Annotated in this window: 16 protein-coding genes; 1 reads left to right on the forward strand and 15 read right to left on the reverse strand. The window is 67.3% G+C overall.

The window, feature by feature from the left end; all coding sequences use genetic code 11:
* Positions 1 to 138: 138 nt before the first annotated feature.
* From VPH41_RS27880 to gspG, 11 genes are read right to left on the reverse strand one after another with little or no spacing between them, the layout of a single operon-like run.
* A complete protein-coding gene (locus tag VPH41_RS27880; protein WP_328572207.1) occupies positions 139 to 771 on the reverse strand; it encodes a type II secretion system protein in 633 nt (210 codons plus the stop codon).
* Positions 772 to 776: 5 nt separating this feature from the next.
* Positions 777 to 1,169, reverse strand: coding sequence for a type II secretion system protein (locus VPH41_RS27885; protein ID WP_328572208.1), 393 nt, complete (start codon positions 1,167 to 1,169; stop codon positions 777 to 779).
* Between the two features lie 3 nt (positions 1,170 to 1,172).
* Positions 1,173 to 1,664 carry a type II secretion system protein gene (locus VPH41_RS27890; protein WP_328572209.1) on the reverse strand — a complete coding sequence of 164 codons (492 nt, stop codon included), beginning with the start codon at positions 1,662 to 1,664 and terminating at the stop codon, positions 1,173 to 1,175.
* Complete coding sequence (locus tag VPH41_RS27895) at positions 1,661 to 3,691, reverse strand: secretin N-terminal domain-containing protein (protein ID WP_328572210.1); 2,031 nt, start codon at positions 3,689 to 3,691, stop codon at positions 1,661 to 1,663. The genes VPH41_RS27890 and VPH41_RS27895 overlap by 4 nt, the downstream gene beginning before the upstream one ends.
* The gene (locus VPH41_RS27900; RefSeq protein WP_328572211.1) at positions 3,691 to 4,212 is read right to left on the reverse strand and encodes a hypothetical protein; all 522 of its coding nucleotides are present in this window, start codon (positions 4,210 to 4,212) and stop codon (positions 3,691 to 3,693) included. The genes VPH41_RS27895 and VPH41_RS27900 overlap by 1 nt, the downstream gene beginning before the upstream one ends.
* On the reverse strand, positions 4,209 to 4,793 hold the full coding sequence (locus VPH41_RS27905) for a hypothetical protein (RefSeq protein WP_328572212.1): 585 nt from the start codon (positions 4,791 to 4,793) through the stop codon (positions 4,209 to 4,211). The genes VPH41_RS27900 and VPH41_RS27905 overlap by 4 nt, the downstream gene beginning before the upstream one ends.
* On the reverse strand, positions 4,790 to 5,338 hold the full coding sequence (locus VPH41_RS27910) for a hypothetical protein (protein WP_328572213.1): 549 nt from the start codon (positions 5,336 to 5,338) through the stop codon (positions 4,790 to 4,792). The genes VPH41_RS27905 and VPH41_RS27910 overlap by 4 nt, the downstream gene beginning before the upstream one ends.
* A complete protein-coding gene (locus VPH41_RS27915; protein WP_328572214.1) occupies positions 5,335 to 6,186 on the reverse strand; it encodes a hypothetical protein in 852 nt (283 codons plus the stop codon). Before VPH41_RS27915 ends, VPH41_RS27910 begins: the two co-directional genes overlap by 4 nt.
* A complete protein-coding gene (locus VPH41_RS27920; protein ID WP_328572215.1) occupies positions 6,179 to 7,885 on the reverse strand; it encodes a GspE/PulE family protein in 1,707 nt (568 codons plus the stop codon). Before VPH41_RS27920 ends, VPH41_RS27915 begins: the two co-directional genes overlap by 8 nt.
* Positions 7,882 to 9,087, reverse strand: coding sequence for a type II secretion system F family protein (locus VPH41_RS27925; protein WP_328572216.1), 1,206 nt, complete (start codon positions 9,085 to 9,087; stop codon positions 7,882 to 7,884). The genes VPH41_RS27920 and VPH41_RS27925 overlap by 4 nt, the downstream gene beginning before the upstream one ends.
* A 38-nt stretch (positions 9,088 to 9,125) precedes the next feature.
* Positions 9,126 to 9,569 carry a type II secretion system major pseudopilin GspG gene (gene gspG / locus VPH41_RS27930; RefSeq protein ID WP_034782166.1) on the reverse strand — a complete coding sequence of 148 codons (444 nt, stop codon included), beginning with the start codon at positions 9,567 to 9,569 and terminating at the stop codon, positions 9,126 to 9,128.
* Positions 9,570 to 9,835: 266 nt separating this feature from the next.
* On the opposite strand from gspG, the gene VPH41_RS27935 reads away from it, so the two are divergent.
* Positions 9,836 to 10,201 carry a protease inhibitor I9 family protein gene (locus VPH41_RS27935; protein ID WP_328572217.1) on the forward strand — a complete coding sequence of 122 codons (366 nt, stop codon included), beginning with the start codon at positions 9,836 to 9,838 and terminating at the stop codon, positions 10,199 to 10,201.
* A 6-nt stretch (positions 10,202 to 10,207) separates the two neighbouring features.
* Here VPH41_RS27935 and VPH41_RS27940 read toward each other — a convergent pair whose 3' ends face one another.
* The 4 genes from VPH41_RS27940 to VPH41_RS27955 form a co-directional block, all read right to left on the reverse strand.
* Complete coding sequence (locus tag VPH41_RS27940; RefSeq protein ID WP_152285154.1) at positions 10,208 to 10,891, reverse strand: LuxR C-terminal-related transcriptional regulator; 684 nt, start codon at positions 10,889 to 10,891, stop codon at positions 10,208 to 10,210.
* Complete coding sequence (locus VPH41_RS27945; RefSeq protein ID WP_328572218.1) at positions 10,891 to 11,604, reverse strand: winged helix-turn-helix domain-containing protein; 714 nt, start codon at positions 11,602 to 11,604, stop codon at positions 10,891 to 10,893. Before VPH41_RS27945 ends, VPH41_RS27940 begins: the two co-directional genes overlap by 1 nt.
* A gap of 189 nt (positions 11,605 to 11,793) precedes the next feature.
* Positions 11,794 to 12,432 carry an NF038129 family PEP-CTERM protein gene (locus VPH41_RS27950; protein WP_152285147.1) on the reverse strand — a complete coding sequence of 213 codons (639 nt, stop codon included), beginning with the start codon at positions 12,430 to 12,432 and terminating at the stop codon, positions 11,794 to 11,796.
* A 10-nt stretch (positions 12,433 to 12,442) separates the two neighbouring features.
* Positions 12,443 to 15,460 carry an ExeM/NucH family extracellular endonuclease gene (locus VPH41_RS27955; protein ID WP_328572219.1) on the reverse strand — a complete coding sequence of 1,006 codons (3,018 nt, stop codon included), beginning with the start codon at positions 15,458 to 15,460 and terminating at the stop codon, positions 12,443 to 12,445.
* Positions 15,461 to 15,575: the final 115 nt, after the last annotated feature.

A 15,575-nucleotide genomic window follows, 5' to 3' on the forward strand; every position in this document is an offset into this window, starting at 1 on the left:
TAAAGGCATTAAATTACTTATAAATATTTTATCGAAATTTCATTTATTGCAATTCTTTCCTCTATGAAATGGTTGCAGGCGATGGAGTATTTCCAAGTGAAAATAGTTCTACCTGCCTTGTTCATTGTTAACTTATGGTTAAGGCGGATCGCGCGCCTCTTGCTGCGCACCGGCCTCTTCCTCCGGTTCCGCCGCCTCGGGCGCCGCTGGTTCGGCTGTTGGCACTGCTGGCCGAGGCGGTGGAAACAAGGCGGGCGGCGCGGGTACGTCTGCCGGCACCTGCGCCAGCCCCGCCGGCGGCACGGGGCTGCCGACGACGAATTGCCACTCGGACAAATGCGTCTTGCCTTCAAAGCCAGTGAAGCGGGCCTCGAAATTGCCCACCTTTAAGGGCGCGGATGACGACAGGCTATGCACGCCGATGATGCCCCGGCTGCCGGGCTGGTACAGCAAGCCCCATTCGGCGCGCCCCGTGATGGGGTCGACGTACAGCTTGCGCAGGTGGCGGCGCACCTGAGGAAAACGGGGATCGCGCAGCAAGGCGGCCAGGGTGGGCGGCTGCTGCGGCTGGCCGGCCGGCGTGGCGCCCGCGTAGCTCTGCAGCGCATCGGCAAACTGCTCGCCGATGTCGAGCAGCTCCTGCTCGGCCGCCTGGCGCTGCAGCAGAGAACCCACCTTCAAGCCGGCCGCCCCCACCAGGCCCAGGATGGCCACCAGGATGATCAGGCCCAGGTAAGTAAAGCCGCGCTGGCGGCGTGCGAAACGGCGCATTGCCGCTACCAGTCGGCAAACGGCGTGCCGCTGCGGTCCTTGCCGGGCGCGCCGCTTTTCACGTCATACACCTGGCCCGGCGTGTCGTCCGGTGGCGGCACGATGAGCCAGCTGGTGTCGCTGTCCGTGATGGGGTCGATGGGCATGGCACGCAGGTATTTCTTTTCCACCAGCTGCTCCAGGGAATCTGGATAGCGGCCCGTATCGCCGTGAAACTGGTCGATGGTGGCGCGCAGGTTGCGCAAATTGTCCGCCAGCACGGTTTCCTTCGCCTTGTCGAGGCTGGGAAAGTAACGGGGCACGGCCAGGGTCAGCAGCAGCGCCACGATGCCGAGCACCACCAGCAATTCGATCAGGGTAAAGCCGCGCGGGCGGGCCGGGGCATTTTCAGCAGCCATGGTTCACCATAAACGGTAGGGCACGTCGTTCAAGCCGGTCTTGCCGGACGTGCAATACACATCGTAGACATCGTCGCCTTCGCGCGGCTCGGCCGCTTCGCTGGCGTAGCTGCGCTTGCCCCACGTTTGCGCATCGCTCAGGCCCGCGTTCGCGTTGAACGGGTCGCGCGGTACGCGGCGCAGGAAAAACAGCTTGCTGCGCTTCGGATTGCGCTGGTCCGGCACGCCCTCGACCAGCAATTCCAGGCTTTTCGGATAGCCGCTGGCATCGGGCGCGCGCAGGATGCGGCCTTCGTCGCCTGCCCGCTTGTACGCGTCGAGCCCCTGGCGGATCTCGCGCAGCGCGCGCCGCAGCTCCTGCTCCTGGCGCCGCTGCACCGTCACCTGCGTGACGGGAATGACCAGGGTGGCCAGCACGCCCAGGATGGCCAAGGTCACCAGCAGCTCGATCAGGGTGAAGCCACCTTGATCGCCCTGCGCAGGCGCCAGCCTCATTTGGCGGGCTGCGGCGCCACCGGCACCGGCTGGCTGGACGACAGCGGCAAGGGCGACGCCTGCAGCGGCACGGGCTGGCCCGACGATATGGGCAGGGACGACGGGGCCGGCTCGGGCGACGGCGCCACTTCCGGCGCCGGCACGCTCTGCGGCAAGGTTGACGGCACCTGGCCCGGCGCCATCAGCGGCTGCGGCGGCGCCGCCTGCATGCCGACGGCCGACGGGCCGGAACGCACGATCACCGTGCCCGGCATCTGCGTGGGCGCCTTGGCCGCCATGTCGGGACGGCGGCGGAAGCTGCCTTCCGTGCCGGCGGAAAATTCCGATTCCTTCGCTTCCGGACGCTGCACCGTGCGCACCAGGTGCGGCGTAATCGACAGCACGATTTCCGTCTTCTGGCTGTCGTCCTTGCTGCTGCCGAACAGGCGTCCCAGCACGGGAATCTCGCCCAGGCCCGGCACCTTGTTGCCCGAGCTGCGCTCCTCATTGTTGATCAGGCCCGCCAGCACCTGGTTTTCGCCATCCTTCAATTGCAGCATGGTCGACGCCTGGCGCGTGCCGATCTGGTACAGGGTCGAGCCGCTCTTGGTGATGGTGGCCGCGCCCAGGTTGCTCACTTCCAGCGAGATGCGGATGCCCACTTCATTGTTCAGATAGATGGTCGGTTCCGCGTTCACCGTCAGGCCCACGTCCAGGTAGCTGATGGATTCGGAGGCAAAACCGCCCATGCCCGGCGAAATGGTGGTGGTAATCACGGGCACCCTGTCGCCGATGACGAATTTCGCCTTTTCCCGGTTGCGCACGCGTATGCGGGGGTTGGCCAGGATGTTCGCATCGCCGTCCGTCTTCTTGGCGTTCGCCGTCACGGACAGGTCGCTCACGCCGATGCTGTGCTGGTTCAGGTTATTCAGGTCGCTGACCGTCAGCCCCAGGCCGCCCGACCGGCTCAGTGGCGCCAGGGTCAGGCTCGACGGCCAGGCCACGCCCAGCTCCAGCAGGCGGCTGCGCTTGACTTCGAGGATTTCCAGCTCCAGCACCACCTCCGCCTCGGGCACGTCCTGCAGCGCGATCAGGCGCTCGGCCAGGCGGATCGCCTCGGGCGTGTCGCGCACGATGACGAGGTTGAGCTTTTCATCGGCCACCACGTCGCGCGTCTTCAGGATGGTCTTGAGCGTGTTGGCCACCTGCTTGGCATCCGCGTTCGCCAGGAAGAAGGTCTTGACCAGCACTTCCTGGTATTCCTTCAGTTTTGCCGCCACATTGGGATAGATCAGAATGGTGTTCGCATCCATCACCTGCTGTTCCAGCTGGTTCGTCACCAGCAGGAAGTAGACGGCCGATTCCACCGTGCTGTTCTTCAGGAAGATCGAGGTTTTCGCATCGGCCTTGACGTCCTTGTCGAAGACGAAATTGAGGCCGGAACGGCGCGCGATCAGCTCGAACACCTGTTTTAACGGCGCGTCGCGGAACTCGATCGTGATCGGCTGCTTGTACGATCTGGCCAGGCCCGATTCGACCACGGGCGGCGCCGTCTTTTCATCGACGTCGCGCAGCAGCGCGCGCGCGCCGGCGTGATTCGGCTGCTCCGTGAGGATGGCGTTCAGGCGCTGGCGCGCCGGGTCGTAGCGCTTCGCTTCGACATCCTTCTGCGCTTCGGCCAGCAGCTTGCCCTGGCGCTGCTCGCGTTCGAGCGCGCGCAAGCCGCTGGCGGCCCGCTCGTTCTGCGCATCGATTTCCAGCACGCTTAGAAAGCCCGCGCGCGCCTGCTCGCCCTGCCCCGCCTGCGCCTGGCGCTCGGCCTGCTGCAAGCGGCTGCTGGTGGCCCGTTCGCGCGCCTGCAGGTACGCGCTGCGGTATTGCGCGTTGCCGGGGTCCTGCTGCAGCGCTTCCTGCAGCTTTTGCAGGCCGGCCGGCACCTGGTCTTGCGCGATCAGCTCGCGCCCGTCGCGGTAGGCTTGCTGCCCGGCGCAGCCGGCCAGCAGCACCAGCAGTGCCAGCAACGGCGCCGATGAAAAGGAACGGGACATCACTCGAGTACTCCAATGTTGAGCTGCTGAACCTGGTTCAACGGCAGATAAGTGAGCGTCATGACGGGCGGCGCGATCGCCACGACCTTGTAGGCGCCATCGATGACGGTATTGGCGCGCACGATATACGTCTTGTCGGCGCGCGACAAAAACACTTCCCAGGCGCCGTCGGCGGCCGCCTTGCCCAGGTAGACGAAGGGCAGCGGCGGCGCCATCGGCGCAGGTGGCGGCGGCGCGGCAACGGCCACCACCTTCGGCGGCGGCGGGGTCCAGTTCTGGCTCTGGAACACGCCGCCGGCGCCGCCAAAGGTATCGCCATCCTCGCCCGCCACTTCGCTGCGCGGCAGCAGGGCCAGGATGGCCGGTTGCGCGGCCTGCGGCCTGGCGGCCGCATGGCGCACCGGCACGACGGCCCGCTCCACCGCCTCGGCCACTTCGGCCACGGGCTGACGCTCGCCGAACAGCAGCAAGGCGCCCGCCCCCAGCACGCCGGCCAGCATCAGATAGTGGCGCGGCATCATGGCGCGCCTCCCGCATCGGCCGGCGTACCGGCCTGCGCATCGGTCAAGTAAAAGGTCAGGCGCAGACGCGCTTCGAGCTCCGTATCGGCGATCTGCTCGCGGCGAAAACTCAATTCGTCCAGCGAGGCGAAGGGGACGGCGCGCAGCGCCTGCAGCGCGAACTGCCACACGGCCGCGTAGCTGCCCTTCAGCGGCAAGGTCACCTGGTACGTGGCGACCCTGCTGGCCTTGTCGTAGCCGCTCTTGTATTCGCCCTGCGCCAGCAGCAAGCCGTTCTTCGCGGCCAGGTCGAACAGCTGCTTGACTTGCTGCTCCGCATGGCGCTGCTGTCCCAGCGCGGCATAAAAGCGCGCCAGGTTCTCGCTGGCCGTCGCCGGAGGCACCGCGATGGCGACGGCCACCGAAGGCTGCGGCAAGGGCCGCGCTTCCAGCCGCGCCGCCACGGCGCGCTGCTGCCAGGCCCACGCCCAGGCGGCCATGCCCAGCACGAGCAGGGCCACGGCCAGGCAGGCCGGTGCGCCCAGGCGGCGCAGCAGCAGTTGCGCGCGCAGGCGCAGCAGCGCGAGGTCGGTGGCCATCATGGCGCGCCCCAGTGCGCTTCGAGCTGGAAGCGCAAGGGCTTGTTCGGATCGAGCGCGTTGATTTCATGGCGCAGCAGCTGCACCCGGGTGCCAAACAGCTCCTGCTGCTTCAGTTGCGCGATGTAGGCCACCATGGCGTCGCTGCCCGTCGTCTCGGCCGTGATCTTCAGCACGCGCTTGCGCGCATCCGGCTCCAGCGCCAGCAGCGCGATGCCGGGCGGCGTGGCACTGGCCAGCGCATCCTGCACATCGCGCCACGGCAGGTTCAATTGCAGGATGGCCGCATTCACGGCCGCCGCCTGCGCCGGCGCGATGGGCGCTTGCGGTGCCGGCGCCGGCCCCTGCGTGGCGGCCAGCACGCGCTGCTGCGCGCGCTGCAGCTGCCCCTCGCGCAGTTGCTGGCGCTGCAATGCGGCGCTGCCGCTCCATGCGGCCGTGACGGTCAGCACCACGCCCAGCGCGCCCACGCCCCACGCCCACGTCGGCACGCGGTGCAGGCTGCGGCGCCAGCCGGGCGGCGCGAAATCGACATCGAGGCGCGTCATGCCACGCCTCCGCTGTGCGCCAGGCGGGCGGCCGGCACAGGCACGTCGCCGGCCGCGGGCAGCGCAAACGGCTGGCAGGCGAAACCGCCCGCCGCGTGCGGCGCCAGCCACGATGCCGGTGGCGCGCCGCACAGCTGCAGCAAGGCCGGCGCGGGCACGCCTTGCAGCAGCGCCTCGCGCGCCAGCGTCTGTTCCAGCCAGTCCCGGCCCGCGCCGGGCGGCACGGGCAGCGCGCGCACGGCGCACAGGCGGCCGTCGTGCAGCACGCCCAGGGTCAAGGCGTTCTCCTGCAGCTGGCCGAACCAGGCACCCGGCTTCAGCGCGCCGTGCCAGCGGTTCCAGTGGCGCGCGAATTGCGGCGTGATGAAAATCAGGGCCAGCTTGCGCGCGGCGGCCACGCGGGTCAGCTGCGCCAGCAGCGCGCGGGGCACGGCGCAAAAAAACGGCGCGCGCGCATCCCAGGCGCTGCTGCTGTGCCATAGGCCGGGCGCATCGCCATACAGCGACTGGAAGCGCAGCGCGGCGGCCGCCTCGATGTCGGCCAGGCGCGCGGCGCCTTGCGGCGCATCGACCTGCCACAGGCGCGTCAAGCCGTCGTCGAGCACCACGGACAATGGCCAACCCGCGTACTCGTTCGCCGGCAGCAGCCGGTCCAGCAACTGCGCGAGCGCCTGGCCCAGGGCGGAAAAATCGCCGTGCAGCGAGTCGTCCGGCGCATACGCGGCTTCGCCCAGCAAGGTCCATGCGGGCGCGCGCAAGCGGCTGCTGCGCCACAGGCTCGCATGGCCCGCCGCCACGCCCAGGCGCAGCCCCTGCCCCAGGTTCAACTTCGCAAAACCTCTACGCATGCAGGGTGACCCTCTTGATTTCCGTGATGGTGGTGGCGCCCCGCTTGACCAGTTCCAGCGCCGCCAGGCGCAGGCTGCGCGTGCCGTTCGCATACGCGGCCGCCTTGATCTGGCGGATCGGCTTCTTGTCGACGATCAGTTCGCGGATTTCATCGGTCAGCACGAGAATCTCGGCGATCGAGCGGCGCCCCTTATAGCCCGTGCCGCGGCAGTCGCCGCAGCCCTTGCCCTGCTTGAACTGGTACTGCGCCACGTCGGCGCGCGCCAGGCCCACGCTGGCCAGCTCCAGGTCGTCGGGCACGTACCCGGTGGCGCAATGGGGACAGTTGGTGCGGATCAGCCGCTGCGCCCAGATGCCGTTCAGGGCCGAGACAAACGCATACGGGTCGATGCCCATGTGCGTGAAGCGGCCGAACACGTCGAACACATTATTCGCGTGCACGGTGGTGAGCACCAGATGGCCCGTGAGGGCCGATTGCACAGCGATTTCCGCCGTCTCGCGGTCGCGGATCTCGCCCACCATGATCTTGTCGGGGTCATGGCGCAGGATCGAGCGCAGGCCCTTGGCAAACGTCAGCCCCTTCTTTTCATTGACGGGTATCTGCAGGATGCCGGGCAGCTGGTATTCGACGGGGTCCTCGATGGTGATGATCTTTTCGCGCCCGTTGTGGATTTCCGTCAGCGCCGCATACAAGGTCGTCGTCTTGCCCGACCCCGTGGGACCGGTGACGAGCAGCATGCCGTAGGCTTCCTGCGCCAGCGCGCGCAGGGCTTCCAGCGATGGCGCGTCAAAGCCCAGCGCTTCGAGGGTCAGGGCGCCATACGCCTCGATCATGGCGCGCTTGTCGAGGATGCGGATGACGGCGTCCTCGCCATGGATGCTGGGCATGATGGAGACGCGCAGATCGATTTCGCGCCCGCCCGCCTCGACGCGGAAGCTGCCGTCCTGCGGCACGCGGCGCTCGGCGATATCGAGTTCGGCCAGCACTTTCAGGCGCGAGATGATGTGCTCGGCCACTTCGATGCCATTGACGGACGTGGCGTGATCGAGCACGCCGTCGACGCGGTACTTGACGGCCAGGCCGCCGGCCGTGCTTTCCAGGTGGATGTCCGAGGCGCCCGCCTTCAGCGCGTCGTACAATGTCGAATTGACCAGCTTGACGGCGGGGCTGGCCGCTTCCGACACGCTGGCGAACGACAGCACGGCGGCCGTCTTGCCGTCGCGCCGCGCGTCCGTGGCGGCGCCGGGCAGCAGGCTGTCGACGGCGCGCGCCGATTCTTCCTGCTTCGACAGGTAGGCGCCGATGTCGGCCTGCAGCGCCAGGCGCACGCTCAGGGCACCCTGCCCCGCGCGCGCGCCGAGCCAGGTTTGCAGGTCCAGGTCGAAGGGGTCGGCGATCACGCCCACCAGCTGGCCGTCGGCGGCGCGCAGCAGCACGCTGTGGCGCGCCAGCGCCTGCGACAGGGGCAGCACGTCGAAGGCGGGAGAAAAGGCCAGCATGTCGGCCGTTTCCAGCACGTCCAGGCCGAACGGGCGCGCCAGCTCGCGCACCACGGCGCGCGCCTCGATGCCGCTCAACTGCTGCAATTCCTCGACCAGGCTGCGCTTCGATTGCCGGCACAGGGCGCGCGCGCGCTGCAGCAGCGCGGCATCGATGGCCACGCCGGCCACGGTGGATTCGGCTGCGCTCTGCATCATGAAATGTCGCCGGCAAGGTCGAAGATGGGCATGTACAGCAGGATCACGATGGCGCCCACGACCAGGCCGATGGCCGCCATCAGCAGCGGCTCGAAGGTGCGCGTGAAACGGTCGATCCAGCGGCTGATTTCGCCGTCGTAAAAGGCAGCCGACTGCGTCAGCATGGGGCCCATGTCGCCCGTGCGCTCGCCCACGCGCAGCATGCGCAGCGAGATGGGCGTAGTCAATTGATGCTGCTCGAACGCGGACGACAGGGGCTGGCCCGCCTCGATGGCGCCGCGCGCGCCCTGCAAGGACGCCTGCATGCCGGGCGAGACCATCGCCTGCACGGTGCCGATCGCCTGCACGATGGTGATGCCGCCCTCGGCCAGCATGCCCAGGGTCAGGTACAGGCGCGACAGTTCATAGATACGCACGCGCTCGCCGATGCCGGGCAATTTCGCCAGCAGGCGCGCTACGCCGCCATGGCGCAGCACGCGCCGCACGGCCATGAACACGGCGCTGCCGGCCAGCGCCAGCCCCAGCAAGAGCAGCAAGCCATGCTGCGTGACGAACTGCCCCCAGCTGAGCATCACTTGCGACATCCACGGCAGGTTCCGCCCGGCGCCCTGGTAGACCTCGGCGAAACGGGGCACCACATAGCTGATCAGGAAAGCGCTGACGCCGCCGCCCACGGCCAGCAGGATGGCGGGATAGATGGCGGCGCTGACGATCTTGCTGCGCACCGTATCGATGCGCTGCTGGTAGTCGATGTAGCGCGACAGCGCGCGCGGCAGGTCGCTGGTGCCCTCGGCCGCCTTGACGATGCCGATGTACAGGGGTGGAAACAGTTCGGACTGCTCCGCCAGCACGGCGGAAAAGCGCTTGCCTTCGCGTAAGCCTTCCAGCAGGCGCGTGAGCACGCTGCGCGTGGCCGGCGCGGCCTCCTTTTCCAGCAAGGCTTCCAGCGCCTCGACGATGCCCAGGCCCGCGTTGAGCAAGGCCAGCAATTCCTGGCTGAACAGCAGCAAGGGCAGCGCCCGCGCGCGCTGGCGCCCGGCCGCGCTGAACGGCGTGGCCCGCAGCGGACGGATGGCGCTGACAAACAGGCCCCGCGCCTCGGCCTGGCGGCGCGCATCGGCTTCGTCGCGGCCGTCGATCACGCAAGTGTGCAAGGTAGCAACGGCCTGGTCCGTGGAAAGCGCGCGTACTTCAAACTGCATGATGGCGTGTCCGTGACAAAAGAGTGAGCGCGCTGGCCTTATTGCGAACTGATGTCCGCATTCTCGCCGCTGCCGCCCGGTTGGCCATCCTTGCCCATGGAAACGATGTCATATTCGCCCTTGCTGCCGGGCGCGCGGTATTGATAGGCATGGCCCCACGGGTCGAGCGGCACGGCCTTTTTCAGGTAAGGGCCATTCCAGCGCGTGCCGGCGGCGGGCGGCGCGGCCAGCAGCGCGGCCAGGCCCTCTTCCGTGGTGGGATAGCGCCCCACGTCGAGGCGGTAGGTGTCCAGCGATTTTTCAAACGCCTCGATCTGGGCCTTGGCCACCGTCACTTCGGATTTGCCCAGCTGGGCAAAATATTTGGGACCCACATAGGCCGCCAGCAAGCCGATGATCACGATCACGACCAACAGTTCGAGCAAGGTAAAGCCGCGCGCATGGCGCGTTGCCGCAAGGTTCTGCCTGTGTGCTGCATGCATCCGCTAACTCCTTATTGCCTACCTTCAATACATTGCCGCCATGTGCACCGCTGGTGGCCGCGCACAGGCGGCGCGCGCCTGCCTGATGCCTAGCAGGCTACCATGCCGCTTATGGTAAATACAATCTTTTCTTTGTACTGAAAACAACAAAATTCCGGGGGAAACCATCGAGTGCGCACTCACGCAAGCCGCGCGCCACCGGCCCTGCTGCCGGCGTACAATCGGCGCATGGGCGGCCATGCCGCCGCCTCCCGCGAAAGGAACGCATGTCCGCCATCCGCTTGAGCCTTGCCCTCCTGGCCGCCGCCAGCGTGCTGCCTGCCGGCGCGTCGGCCGCGCCCCAGCGCCAGGCATACGTCGTGGAACTGCGCGCGCAACTGGCGCCGCCTGACGCGGCGCAAAGAGAAACACAGCGGGAAGCGGGACGCCGCGCCGTGCTGGCGCTGGTGCCCGATGCCACGGTGCAATACCATTACACGGCCGCGCTGAACGGCTTTGCCGCCATGCTGACGCCGGCCGAAGTCCAGCGCCTGCGCGCCAGCCCCCTCGTCGCGCGGGTCGCGCCCGGCACCGACGATCAGTTCAACGGTGGCGGCACGCACAAGGCTGCCGCACCCGAGCCGCAGCGCTGAGCGGCATCAGGCGGCCAGCAGGCGCAAAGCGATGCCGCGCGAAACGGCTTGCGTGCGGTTGCTCACGCCCAATAATTTATAGATGCGCTGCAAATGGCTTTTCACGGTCCCGCCGCTGATGCCGAGGATTTGCCCCACTTCCTCATTGCTCTTGCCGATGCTGACCCAGTGCAGCACTTCCAGCTCGCGCGCACTGGCCGCGCGCGCCGCGCCGGCGGGAGCCGCCTGCGTGCCGTCCGGCAGCGCCAGCCAATGCACGTGCAGGTAGGGCAGCAGCAGTTCCAGCACGTACGCCTGGCGCGCCGGGTCCGGCCAGGATGCGCAAGGGGCGCAGAACAGGGCAAAGAAACTGCCGCCGCCAGCGCCCGCGCTGCCATGCACGAGCACCCCGTCGATGATGGCAACGCGCCGCCCGCCCGCGCGCCAGGCCCGCGCCAGGCACGCCACCTGCCCCTGGCGCGGGTCGCCGAGCGCCTGCACTTCGGCCTCGTCCAGCACGGCGCTATGCCACGCCGCGCTGCGCACCACGCCGCCATCGGCGCCCAGCTGCGCGCAGACGAGGACGGCATGCGGCAGCAGCGCCTGCAGCGGCCCCTGGCTCCACAAAAAGAAATCGCCGGGCGCGGCGATGCCATGCGCGCCCAGCACGGCGTGCAGCAGGTATTCCTGCTCCCTCCCCGTCAGCAGCATCAGGCGCACACGGCGGCGTCCAGCGCCAGATAACGGTAGCCGCTGCCGCGCACGGTTTCGATGCGGTGGCCGCAACCGCCCGGCTGCAAAGCCTGCCGCAGGCGGCCCACGTGGGCGTCGACCGTGCGTTCGTCCAGATAGGCCCCATGGCCCCACACCTGGTCCAGCAGCTGCGCGCGGCTGTGCACCCGGTCCGGGTGGCCCATCAGAAAATGCAGCAGCCTGAATTCCACGCGGCCCAGGTTGACGGACACGCTGCCGGCCGTCACGCGCTGGGTGTGCGGGTCGAGCCGCAAGGCGGTGGTGCCGTCCGCGCCCGAGCCGGCGCGCAAGGCCGCCGGTGCGCGCCGGCGCAGCAGCGCGCGCACGCGGGCCAGCATTTCACGGGGGCCGAAAGGCTTGCACAGGTAATCGTCGGCGCCGCTTTCCAGCGCCAGCACCTTGTCCTGCTCGCTGTCGCGCGCGCTGACCATGATGATGGGCAAGTCGCACAGCAAGCCATCCTGGCGCACCTGGCGCAGCAGCGCGATGCCGGACGCATCGGGCAATGCCCATTCCAGCAGCAGCACGTCGGGCGGATCGGCCGCCAGCAGGGCCAGCGCGCCGCGCGCATCCGGGGCGCAGCTGACCCGGTAGCCCGCGCCCTCGAGGTTGTGCGCAAGCAGCGCTTGCATGGCGGGCGCAGGGTCCAGCACCAGGATATGGCCAGGCATCGATGCATCCTCCCGAAAAAAGTTGGCAGCAATCATGAAAATACTAGACTGCCCGACAAGTTTTTTACTATGCATCAAGCGTAAAACGGTGACCAATACAATTTAGTTTCCTGATTTATAGCTATTTCGAATAAATAGTCGAAAAAAAACACAGCGGCCCGCAGGCGCGTTGTGTCCAGGCTGGAAAGACTAGGCGCGCGTGACGGGTTGGCGGCGGCGCAGGGCAAAAGCGATCAGCGCCAGGCCGCCCGTGAGCATCATCCATTCCGACGCTTCGGGCACGGCCGAGATCGTCGCGATGCTGGCGTAGCTGCTGCCGGTAATGCTGGCAGGCAAGCCGCCGTTGAGCGGGGTCAGCTCGAATTGCAGCACGTTGCCATTCGCATTGCCCAGGTAAGACATACCCGTGTAGTCGAGCAAGCCCACGCCAAAGGTCGTGCCCGCATTGCCGGCCGTGTTCAGGAAATCGCCGCCAAACACGATATTGAAACCGAACTTGCCGCCCAGGGTCACGTTGTGAAACCAGTCGTTATAGGCGCCGCTATTGCCGAAGGTCAAGGTGCCGGGCACGCTGCCGCTGACATTGCCTTCCTGCGATTCCAGTGCGCCGAAAGCGCCCGAGAAATTGCTGAGGACGGCGCTGGCGCCGGGCGCGGGGCTGTTGCCGGCGATAAAGGCGAAATCGAGGAAACCGGCGCCCGCAAACGCGCTCGTGTCGATTTCCACGCGATAGGCTAGCGGATCCGCCAGCGCCACGCTGGAACTGGCAGCCAGCACGGCGGCCAGCAGGGCGCGGCGCAGGGCCGGAGGGAGTGTCGTTGTCATCATGATGGTGTCCTTAGAAATTGCCGGCGTAAATGCTGGCGGAATAATTGATCGTCACTTTCGACGGATTGCTGAAGCTGACGGCAAACGAAGCCGTGGCGCCCGGCGCCAGGCTGGCCGCATTCACCGTGACATACGCGGCACCCGCATGGCTGCCCGTGGCGTTGGCCAGGCTGACGCCGGCCGGCAAGCCGCCGAACACCACCTGGAACGGACCGGCCAGGGCACTCGTGCCCGTGTTGGTGAACGAGAACGTGCCCGTGTACTTTTGCGTCGCGCGGTTGTACGCGAGGCCCGAACCGGCTTGCGCCACGCTGGCCGTGATGTCGCGGTAGGCGGGCTGCAAGTCCAGGCTAATGACGACGGGATCGTGGTCCGAGGCGCGGTAGGGCAAGGCGTTGTACAGGTCTTGCGGCTTGGCAGAGTCGATGTTGTAGTCGATCACTTCCGGCTCGTCCGCATTCACATGCCATTCGGCCACGCCCGCCACTTGCGGGCTCAGCGAGGCGCTGGCCAGCGCATGGTCGAGGTAGCCGCTCTGGCCGCCGAATACATACGAGTACGGCATGCCGGACGGCCGCACGAAACGCTCGAGTTCATTGACGAAACCGGCGCCCGTGATGACCTGGATCGGGTCTTCCGCGCCATATGAATTGAGGTCGCCGATGACCAGCACGTCGGCGTCGCCGGCAACGGCCGCCACCTGCGGCACGAAGCTGCCCACCAGGCGCTGGGCCTGCTGCACGCGGGTGGCGTTCCAGCAGCTCTGGCTATCGTTGTTGTCCGCATCGGGCCCCGTGCCGGACGGGCAGCTGCCCTTCGACTTCAGGTGGTTGACGATCAGCGAAAACTTTTCGCCATTGCCCGCCTGGAAGGTTTGCGCCATCGGCGGACGGTTGTTGATGGCGTTGGCGTCCGACATGGCGCCGCCCACCAGGCCCAGCCTGGCCGGCTTGTAGATCATGGCCACGCGGATGGCGTCCGTGCCCGTGGCGGCCGGCTTCGGCACCACGGCGTACGTGACGCCGCCGATGGCCGCGTTCAACTGCTCGACCAGGTAGGTGACGGCTATTTCGCCATTGTTCTGGATTTCCATCAAGCCCACCACGTCCGCATCGATGGCTTTCAGTTCGGCCACGATCTTGTCGCGCTGGCGCTCGAACTCGGCCAGGTTGTCGGCGCCGCGGCAATTGCTCTTGGTGGTAGAGGCACCCACGGTGCAGCCCTGCCCCGTCTGGCCAAAGATATTGTTGCCATTGGTAAAGGTCGTAAAGAAATTGAGCACATTCGCGCTGGCCACCTTGACGTTGCCCGATGGCAGTTCCGGGCTGCCCGTGCGCGGGTTGTCGCGCGAAAATTGCGGCGGCTGCGTCGGCTGCAATTTATACGCGGCGCCGCCACCGCCGATGACACCGAAATCCACCACGCCCGTCAGGTCGGCCACCGTGTCGCCGCTGCGCACGGTGTTGTCCTGGCCGATGTAGGGAATGGTGGGCGGCGTGACAAAAATCCCATCATCGAGCACGATCAGGTTGTTCGCATTGGCGGCGATCAAGGCTTGCGCTTCGGCGGAGCCGGCCGGATAGCGGTTGGTCGGCACTTCGCGCCGTCCCGCCGACAGGGTCAATTCGCCGCGCGCGCCCAGGTAGGCGTTTTGCGACACGGTCAGGGGCTGCGTGAAACGCACGAGCATGCCTTCCACGGCGGCCAGCTTGTCGTTCGGCAAGGTCACGTTCGTGGGCACGATGCTGTGGCCCGCGCTTTGCGTGAGGATGGCCGTCACGTCCTTCAATTCCGTGTAGGAATTCTTTGCGCCCGTGGGCGTGTATTCGAACACCGTGCCCGTCACGCGCACCAGCTCGCCCGGCTGCACGGTGGTGGCCGTCGCGCCCGTGTACACAAAGATGCCGTCCGACGTGGAAGGGTCGCCATCGCCGGCCGCATCCTGGATGAAGAAGCCCGTGCCCACTTTCAGGGTCACCACGCCCTCCGTCGTCTGCACGGAATTGGCGTAGGGGCTGGCCGCGCCCGCGCCCTGGATTTGCGGAATCGTGTGGCTGACGGCAGCCAGTCCTTGCACGGCGACATCGACCTTGCAAGTGGCCGTCTGCTGCTGGTCATTGCTGAAGCTGACGATGACGGGGTAGTTGCCCACCGGCACGCCGGCAGCCACCAGCAGGCTGACCGTGGCGCTTTCGCCCGCCACGCCGGCCGCGCTGAAACCGGCCAGGCTGATGCCGGCCACGGCCGGCGAGCTCAAGATAGCGGCGTTCACGACGCCATCCACGTCGGACGCGCGCAGCACGGCGCTGCCGCCGCTGCCGGCGGCCAGGGCCAGGCTGGCGGGGCAGCTGGTGACGATCTTGTGCACGACGGGGCCGCCGCACACATTCAGCGGCGAGGCCGTATTGCGCGGCGTTACGCTGCCGGTGGCGAAGTCCACGCTGTTGTCGTCCGTGTCGCCGCAGCCGCCATTGGCGCGCAGGATGGACAAGGTATTCGATGGCGCGGGCGCCACGGCCCCTTCGAAGCCGTTGGCCGTGCCGAAACCGACGAGGTCGATGACGGCCGCGCCCGTGGGGCTGGCGCCCACCTGGGCCGTCTTGCTATTACTCAACAACACCTTGCCCGTCGTGCCCGACAAGGCCAGGGTGCCCGTGGCGTCCGGCGCGGGCAAGTCCTGCGTGCCGCCCGTGCCCTTGGCTTGCTGGACCAGCAAATACTGGCCAGGTTGCAAATCGATAGCCGGCAAGGCTGTCACGGACCAGCTCGTGTTGGCGGCGGCGCCGTACTGCACGCTCCAGTTGCTCAGGTTGACGGGGCTGGCGCCGCGGTTGAACAGTTCGATGAAATCGTTGCGGTACACGGCACCCGTGTTGCCGCCACCGCCATACACCTGGCTGATGACGATATCGGAGGCGGCCAGTGCCGGCAGGGACAGACTGGCCAGCACGGCGGCCATGACCGTCAGGCGCAGGGGCTTGTGCAGGGGCGAAGGCGAGACGGACGGGGCGGCAAGAGGGAAAGGCATGGTTTTCCTGGTCGGTTAAGGGTGGCCGGCGGGTGGCCGGCCCGGGTGGGCGCTGGCAAGCTGGTCTTGATAAAATGATGACGAACTTATTATTTACATACTAAACAGCGCGCAT

Source organism: Janthinobacterium sp. P210006 (assembly GCF_036231885.1).
GTDB classification, from domain to species: domain Bacteria; phylum Pseudomonadota; class Gammaproteobacteria; order Burkholderiales; family Burkholderiaceae_D; genus Janthinobacterium; species Janthinobacterium violaceinigrum.